The organism is Kluyvera sp. Awk 3 (genome assembly GCF_028069715.1).
Taxonomy (GTDB): domain Bacteria; phylum Pseudomonadota; class Gammaproteobacteria; order Enterobacterales; family Enterobacteriaceae; genus Kluyvera; species Kluyvera georgiana_A.
Window position 1 is genome coordinate 20,370 of sequence record NZ_JANEWH010000059.1, and the last position, 8,193, is coordinate 28,562.

General features: G+C 52.4%; 6 protein-coding genes. 5 read left to right on the top strand and 1 reads right to left on the bottom strand.

The window, feature by feature from the left end:
* Positions 1-13 precede the first annotated feature (13 nt).
* The 3 genes from NNN71_RS13630 to NNN71_RS13640 are packed head-to-tail and all read left to right on the top strand — an operon-like array spanning position 14 to position 5,982.
* Entirely contained in the window at positions 14-3,232 is a 3,219-nt protein-coding gene (locus NNN71_RS13630; protein ID WP_271458693.1) for a host specificity protein J, read from the top strand.
* Between the two features lie 4 nt (positions 3,233-3,236).
* Positions 3,237-4,202, top strand: a complete 966-nt coding sequence (locus NNN71_RS13635) for a DUF6453 family protein (protein ID WP_271458694.1) — start codon at positions 3,237-3,239, stop codon at positions 4,200-4,202.
* A gap of 13 nt (positions 4,203-4,215) precedes the next feature.
* Positions 4,216-5,982, top strand: a complete 1,767-nt coding sequence (locus NNN71_RS13640) for a tail fiber domain-containing protein (protein WP_271458695.1) — start codon at positions 4,216-4,218, stop codon at positions 5,980-5,982.
* Between the two features lie 94 nt (positions 5,983-6,076).
* Here NNN71_RS13640 and NNN71_RS13645 read toward each other — a convergent pair whose 3' ends face one another.
* Complete coding sequence (locus NNN71_RS13645) at positions 6,077-6,319, bottom strand: DinI-like family protein (RefSeq protein ID WP_149384873.1); 243 nt, start codon at positions 6,317-6,319, stop codon at positions 6,077-6,079.
* A 76-nt stretch (positions 6,320-6,395) separates the two neighbouring features.
* Between NNN71_RS13645 and NNN71_RS13650 the strand changes: the two genes are divergently transcribed.
* Positions 6,396-6,815: a translesion error-prone DNA polymerase V autoproteolytic subunit gene (locus NNN71_RS13650; protein ID WP_223802417.1), complete on the top strand. Its 420-nt coding sequence runs from the start codon at positions 6,396-6,398 to the stop codon at positions 6,813-6,815.
* A 1-nt stretch (position 6,816) separates the two neighbouring features.
* Positions 6,817-8,085 (top strand): Y-family DNA polymerase, encoded by a 1,269-nt coding sequence (locus tag NNN71_RS13655; RefSeq protein WP_271458696.1) that lies wholly within the window; start codon positions 6,817-6,819, stop codon positions 8,083-8,085.
* The last annotated feature ends 108 nt before the right edge of the window (positions 8,086-8,193 follow it).

Consider the following 8,193-nt stretch of genomic DNA (forward strand, 5'->3'; position numbering starts at 1 on the left):
TATGGGCGTAATCATGGCTACAGATAAAATATTAAAGGGCAGGAAGGGCGGTAGTTCCAGTTCGCGCACCCCTACAGAGCAGCCTGATGATCTGCAATCTGTTGCGAAGGCAAAAATTCTCGTTGCGCTAGGAGAAGGGGAGTTTGCAGGGCAACTAACCAGTAAAGATATCTACCTCGACGGAACGGCTCTGGAGAATGCCGACGGTTCACAAAACTTTAGCGGCGTGACGTGGGAGTTTCGCGCGGGAACTCAGGCGCAAAAATACATTCAGGGTATTCCCGGCACCGAAAACGAAATAAGTGTGGGAACTGAGGTATCAAGTGCAACAGCATGGACGCGCACGTATACCAATACACAGCTTTCAGCGGTTCGATTACGTCTGAAATGGCCCTCGCTTTTTAAACAGGAGGACGACGGTGATCTGGTTGGTTACTCGGTTAATTATGCGATTGATCTGCAGACCGACGGCGGTACATGGCAGACGGTACTCAATACCAGTGTGACCGGCAAAACGACGACTGGATATGAGCGCAGCCATCGTATTGATTTACCGCAGGCTGGCAGTACCTGGACAATCCGACTGCGTAAGATTACCGCTGATGCCAATAGCGCGAAGATCGGCGACACGCTGATGCTGCAGAGCTTCACAGAGGTGATTGACGCCAAATTACGCTATCCAAATACCGCACTGCTCTACATCGAATTTGATTCCAGCCAGTTCAATGGCTCTATCCCGCAGATCTCCTGTGAACCACGTGGGCGAGTTATCCGCGTTCCTGATACCTACGACCCTGAAAACCGCATTTATAACGGGACATGGACGGGGGCGTTTAAGTGGGCATGGACAGATAACCCGGCATGGATTTTTTATGATCTGGTTATCTCTGACCGTTTCGGCCTGGGTAATCGGCTGACGGCTGCCAACATCGATAAATGGTCACTCTATGAAGTGGCGCAGTATTGCGACCAGATGGTGCCCGATGGAAAAGGCGGCAGCGGGACAGAGCCACGCTATACCTGCAATGTGTATGTGCAGGACCGGAACGATGCTTACACCGTGCTGCGAGACTTTGCCGCTATCTTCCGGGGGATGACCTACTGGGGCGGTGATCAGATTGTGGCGCTGGCCGACATGCCGCGCGACATTGATTTCTCCTACACGCGCGCAAACGTCATCGACGGCCTGTTTACTTACGCCAGCAGCACTACCAAAACGCGCTACACCACAGCGTTGGTTTCGTGGTCCGATCCTGACAACGCCTACGCAGACGCCATGGAGCCGGTATTTGAGCAGCAGCTCGTTGCGCGCTACGGCTTCAACCAGCTGGAAATGACAGCGATCGGCTGTACCCGGCAGTCAGAAGCTAACCGCAAAGGGCGCTGGGGCATTCTTACCAATAACAAAGACAGGGTGGTGACGTTCTCTGTCGGATTGGACGGCAATATCCCGCAACCCGGTTACATCATCGCAGTTGCGGACGAGTTGCTTTCCGGGAAGGTCACCGGCGGCCGTATTCGGTCGGTGAATGGTCGGGTTATCGAGCTGGACCGTGTGGCTGATGCAGTCGCCGGCGACCGTCTGATACTTAACCTGCCATCCGGCGCGGCGCAAAGCAGGACGATTCAGGCGGTAAACGGTAACAAGATCACCGTTACAACGGCTTACAGTGAGACGCCGGAGCCGGAATGTGTGTGGGTGGTTGAGTCGGATACGTTGTACGCCCAGCAATACCGGGTGGTCAGTGTCGCCGATAATAACGACGGCACGTTTACGATCTCCGGCGCGGCTCACGACCCGGATAAATACGCCAGAATCGACACTGGCGCCATCATCGACCAGCGGCCCGTCAGTGTGATACCGCCGGGCAATCAGTCAGCGCCCGGAGATATCGCCATTGATAGCTATTCCGTGGTGCAGCAGGGGCTCAGCGTGGAAACCATGCGCGCAACCTGGTCGGCAGTCGACAATGCGATTGCCTATGAGGCGCAGTGGCGGCGCAACGACGGGAACTGGATAAACGTGCCGCGGAGTTCAACAACCAGCTTTGAGGTGGAATCGATCTACGCAGGCCGCTATCTGGTTCGCGTCCGCGCAATCAATGCTGCGGAGATCTCATCCGGCTGGGGATACTCGGAAGAGGCAACGCTGACCGGGAAAGTAGGTAATCCGCCGAAGCCGGTTGGATTTGTGGCCACAGGTATTAACTGGGGTATCCGTCTGAACTGGGGATTCCCGGCGAACACCGCCGATACGCTGAAAACGGAAATTCAGTACACGCCAAACAGCGACCAGTCGGATCCGCTGCTGCTGAGCGATGTCCCCTATCCATCATCTGAATACACCCAGCTCGGCCTGAAAGCAGGGCAGGAATTCTGGTACCGCGCGCAGCTGGTCGATAAAACCGGGAACGAGTCGGGCTGGACAGACTGGGTGCGCGGCCTGTCGAACGACAACGCCGATGACTACCTGGGCGATATTGCCGACGACTTCATGAAGGCCAAAGACGGTGACGCGCTGACGAGCCAGATTGACCAGAACATCGAGGGTATCCTGCAAAATGCGCTGGCCAATAACGCAACTATCGAACACCAGTGGGCGCAGTACGGTAGCGTTCGCGCCGATATTCTGGTGGTGAAAACGACAATCGCGAAAGTTGATGAGGCCATGTCAGAGCTTAAAACTCAGGTGCAGGCGCAAATCGACGATGTGACGGCCACGCTGGAAGATAAGCTGACGGCGACCGTCGATGCGGATGGCGCTACCGCTATTCATACCCTTAAAGCGGGCATCAGGATTAATGGCGTGTACTACAGCGCCGGGATGAGCATTGCGGTTCTGGCAGAAAACGGTAAGCCAGTTGTCACCCGTATTGGATTCAATGCGAACCAGTTTGTTCTGATGAGTGGTGAAGGTGATACTCAATATTCTCCGTTTGCAGCGATTAATGGTCAGGTATTTATCAGTAGCGCATTCATTCAGGATGGCACAATTACCAATGCAAAAATCGGCGAATATATCCAGTCAACAAACTATGTTTATGGAATGCTCGGCTGGACCATAAATAAAAACGGTTATGCAGAATTTAATAACGTTACTGTGCGTGGCGCACTCTATGCAACATCCGGCGCATTCAGCTTTAACGGTGTGAATAATACTGTTGTGCTGAATGGAAATGGTGTGACTGTAAACCTTCCAAACGGTGGCCGGATAGTTCTCGGCACATGGTAATAATATGGCGAGTGGATTATTAATTGATTTAAATGATGGTCGTCCTATGGCTATTACCGCCGGACTCCGCGCCCCGGTATTCAGTACAGGTGTTGCGGGTGGGTATTATGGTGACGGAAACGAGGTTTCGTATATTGATACGCCAGGCTGGAATGGCGGTTATGAATCGGTCTATATCCCCGTTGAAACGGTCGCGGCATATGAAGTCGGAACAGACCTGTATCCCACGGTCGCCTATCTTACCAGCGTGAATCAGGAATCAGGCCGCTTGCGTCTGACCTCCGGTTCAACCAGTGGGCGACCGCGCAGGCGAAATCTGTGGGCCGGTCAGGTCTGGTTTATCACGCCAGCCAGCCAGTCCGGTAACTCCGGGTTACTTATTCAGGACTCCACTGACTTCACCGTTATACCCACCAACGCCAACCTTGGAAGTTGTATATGGTATGGCGACGTTAATATAAACGGTGCCTGGAATATACCTGTTGATGGAATGGTGTTCGCGTCCTGGGATAATCCCAGTGCTGTTTTATCGAGAATGGGCAATACAATTTATTGCACGGTCGACCAGAATATTTATGAAGAAACCAGCGGGAATATTTGGGTACGCATTGCGATATTCGGGAATGCTGCCCCTTATGCCGGAACAGGACTTAATTATTTCAACGCCGCAGGTCAATGCACTTTTTCAACCACCCGCAAACCTTTTGTGATTCAGGGCTTTTTCTACCCGTCGACTAACTGGCAGGGAATTGGCGGCATGGTACCGCTCGGAACCTGTGGCTGGGCAGTACGGCCCGCCACTAACTCAACCAGCTGGAACATTGTCAGGATGAAAGGGCTGATGATGTCAGGCGGCAACGTAAAGAGCGGTTTTGGCCGTATCGTCAGACGTGTTTCGCGTCAGACCTTCGATATTCAGTCAGAGGGCGTATCGGGCGTAAAACTCCCCGTCATCCCGAACTTTTATTAATCAGGAGTAGGCAATGTCTGCTGGAACTATTTCCATTCAAAATAATGCAGCGGCGGTGGTCGGTGATGGAACGGTATTTACCACTGAATTATCCGCGGGTGATTTCATTGTTATTACCACAGGCGGGGTGACCTATACGCTGCCGGTGAAATCTGTCGAGAGCGATACCGCACTGACACTTGCCCGGAACTACAACGGCCCGGCGGTGACTGGCGCCGCATGGACGGCAATGCCGCGGGATACCCTGAACCGCATCAGCGCGCAGATTGCAGCGGATACAGCTTATGCAATTCGCCAGCGCGTTCTGGAAATCGATAACTGGTATCAGTTGCTGGAAGTTAACGGCAACGTGACAATCAAAATGGCTGACGGTTCGAGCTACACAGGCCCCTCCTGGCTTCGCCTGATTGATATTATGAATGCGCTGGATATCGACCAGGTGACCTCTATCGCTGACCAAATACGGGCCGATGCGGCACAGGTGGCTGAGGATAAGCCGGTTATCGTACAGGCGAAGGATGATGCAGAAGCGGCAGCTGTTGCTGCGGCTGCATCACAAAAGGCGGCGGCAAGCTCTGAGGCCGCCTCTGCAAGCTCTGAAACAGCGGCGGCAGACTCGGCAACTGCGGCAGCTAAATCGGCGGAAGAGGCGGCATCCCATAACCCGGCAGAGGCGCTGGTAAAGACCAACAACTTGAGCGACCTTGCGGATCGTGAAGAGGCGTGGCTTAACGTTCGCCCCACGGGACCGACGCCGCTTGCAGCTGACCCTATCGATGATCTGGACTCTGCAACGATGGGATGGGTCAAGACCTTCATTGCTTCCGTTAAATCTGTCATAACTTCGTGGAGCGTTATCATCAGCAGTGCGACGGCTCCGGCTAATAACACCACTGTTAAAGGTGGTGCCGTTCGCTCAGTATTTAAGGTCGGAAATGATGAGTATGCATCGGCAGACTTTCAGGTTTCATCAGTTAACCTTGGAGGTGTGAAGACGGTATCCGCAGAGGTGGTCGTTAAAGATGCAACCAGCGGCGCGGCGACATCAAAGACAATAAAGTTAGGGACCATTGACGGTTTAACGGGCGGGTTATTAACGTCAGCGTTTGGTAAAGCAAATGCCACGCCAGGCAGTTTTGACTCTCTGTATACGGGAAACAGAAACTATGGTCTCTACTTTGAGCAAATGGCCGTCGTGGGCACTGGTTATTTATACCCGCACATCAGCTTTAAACTTTACTGGCCTGGTAATTATGGCGGGGCGTTTACATGGTCGGCCTGGGCAAATACCAACAGCCCGGAATACGTGTTGTCATGGACGTACGAGGGCGGGACCACTCCGAACAGATGGCAGTTCAATGGCACGAACGGTAATGCTACGGCAACAGGTAGCTGGAATGGTGGTTCGGACGTAAGGCATAAATACGGTATTGAATTGCTCCGCAATCCCCTTGAGGCTGTTCTTTCCTTCCGCGGTGCAACTTATCACAAGAAAGATGGTGGGGAAGAGGTCGGGCTGATTTCCCAGGATGTTGAAAAATACTGCCCACAAGCCATTTCTGAGACTTCAAGGGAATTCTCGGATGGACGTAAAATTGAGGACTTTAAAAATCTCAATACAGCTGGCGTTGCCGCGGCGTACTCCGTTGAAGCGACTAAGCAGCTGGTTAAGTTGATGAAGCTGATGCTGGCCGATCCGGATGCCGCGCTGAAACGTATTGAGGAATTAGAAACATACATTAATGATGCGCCGGTGGAGGACTTCGGCGGTCACGAGTAGCTATAAGGTGCCGCAGCCTGTGGTATGCAACCACAGGCTGCGGCTAGGCCAGGTGTTCATGCCGTGGCGCTGGCGCAAGTATAGGGGAAATCACTCATTCGGCAACAAGCCAGAACTCTGCTTCCTCAAACATTTCCTGAACCACTCGGCTAATCTGCTCTTTCTCATGCTTGCTGGCGTCAGTATTGATCGCCGGCAGCGTCATCATAGGTTTTACCCTCACATCAGCATCAGGGAAGATGCGCTGCACCCTTTTGCTCAACTCCCCCAGAATGATGTCTTTCGCACCGGGCAAACCATCAAAATTTCTTTTGTCATAAACGAGTTCCACAAACATGCTTAGCTCCTCTTTACTGGATATAAGTACAGTATATACTGTATGTATAAACAGTATCAATGTGAGTGAGTTTATTATGCAGTTTTATTCACCAACCGAACTTAGAGAGATAGTCGCGCTGCCATTGTTCAGTGATCTGGTACCTTGTGGTTTTCCTTCCCCGGCTGCTGATTATGTTGAGCAACGCATTGATTTAAATGAATTACTTATACAGCATCCCAGTGCTACCTATTTCGTTAAAGCGTCAGGCGATTCAATGATAGAGGCAGGGATCAGTGATGGTGATTTGCTCGTAGTGGACAGCTCAAGAAAAGCCGAACACGGCGATATTGTCATTGCTGCTGTCGATGGTGAGTTTACTGTTAAGCGTCTGCAGATGAGGCCAACGATACAGCTAAACCCGATGAATAGTGCTTACTCTCCGATCATCATTGGTAGCGAAGAGACGCTGGACGTGTTCGGGGTGGTGACTTTCATCGTGAAAGCGGCCAATTGATATGTTCGCGCTCTGTGATGTGAATTCGTTCTACGCATCCTGCGAGACGGTATTCAGACCAGATTTGAAAGGGCGGCCGGTGGTCGTTCTTTCGAATAACGACGGCTGTGTGATCGCCAGGTCAGCAGAGGCAAAGGCTGCCGGAATCACCATGGGGGAACCGTACTTCAAGCAAAAGGACCTGTTCCGGCGCGCTGGCGTGGTCTGCTTCAGCAGCAACTACGAGCTCTATGCTGACATGTCTCATCGGGTGATGACGACGCTTGAGGAGATGAGTCCCCGCGTCGAAATTTACAGTATCGACGAGGCATTCTGCGATATTACCGGCGTGCGTAACTGTCGTGATCTGACGGAATTTGGCAAAGAGATCCGCGCGACCGTATTGCAACGCACACACCTGACCGTGGGGGTCGGAATAGCTCAGACAAAAACGTTGGCCAAGCTGGCGAACCACGCCGCCAAAAAGTGGCAGCGACAGACTGACGGAGTCGTTGACTTGTCGAACATCGAGCGGCAGCGCCGCTTGCTTGCGTTGGTGCCCGTTGAAGATGTCTGGGGCGTCGGCAGGCGCATCAGCAAAAAGCTCAATGCAATGGGTATCAAAAACGCCCTGGAGCTTTCAGAGCAAAGCACCTGGATCATCCGTAAGCACTTCAACGTTGTCCTGGAACGAACGGTACGAGAACTCCGCGGCGAACCTTGTCTGGAACTTGAAGAATTTGCACCAGTAAAGCAGGAGATCGTCTGTTCCCGCTCGTTTGGTGAACGCGTCACAGAGTACGAACAGATGCGGCAGGCAATTTGTAGCTACGCAGCGCGCGCAGCGGAGAAATTGCGTGGTGAACATCAATATTGCCGGTTCATTTCTGCGTTTGTGAAAACTTCGCCATTTGCGCTTAACGAGCAGTATTACGGCAATAGCGCCTCGGTTAAATTACTGACGCCAACACAGGACAGCAGGGACATCATCAATGCGGCCACTCGCTGTTTAGATAAAATCTGGCGCGACGGTCACCGCTTCCAGAAAGCAGGGGTGATGTTGGGCGACTTCTTCAGCCAGGGCGTAGCGCAGCTGAATCTGTTCGATGAGAACGCCCCGCGGGCTGGCAGCGAACGATTGATGGAGGTGCTGGATCACCTCAATGCAAAAGATGGGAGAGGAACTCTGTACTTTGCAGGGCAGGGAGTTCAGCAGAAGTGGCAAATGAAGCGGGAGATGCTTTCGCCACGATACACCACTCGCTATTCAGATCTCTTAGTCGTCCGGTGATGTGCTATTCAATAAGATTAAATTCCATGCAATACGTCATCACGGGACATTGCAGCCTTTTAGACGTGATAGTCAATTGATGACAATAACTAACAAGCTCATACATTA

What these genes read in the sequence shown, in the direction of transcription:
- NNN71_RS13630 (WP_271458693.1), top strand. Translation starts at nt 14, where the DNA reads ATGGCTACAGATAAAATATTAAAGGGCAGGAAGGGCGGTAGTTCCAGT.
- NNN71_RS13635 (WP_271458694.1), top strand. Translation starts at nt 3,237, where the DNA reads ATGGCGAGTGGATTATTAATTGATTTAAATGATGGTCGTCCTATGGCT.
- NNN71_RS13640 (WP_271458695.1), top strand. Translation starts at nt 4,216, where the DNA reads ATGTCTGCTGGAACTATTTCCATTCAAAATAATGCAGCGGCGGTGGTC.
- NNN71_RS13645 (WP_149384873.1), bottom strand. Translation starts at nt 6,319, where the DNA reads ATGTTTGTGGAACTCGTTTATGACAAAAGAAATTTTGATGGTTTGCCC.
- NNN71_RS13650 (WP_223802417.1), top strand. Translation starts at nt 6,396, where the DNA reads ATGCAGTTTTATTCACCAACCGAACTTAGAGAGATAGTCGCGCTGCCA.
- NNN71_RS13655 (WP_271458696.1), top strand. Translation starts at nt 6,817, where the DNA reads ATGTTCGCGCTCTGTGATGTGAATTCGTTCTACGCATCCTGCGAGACG.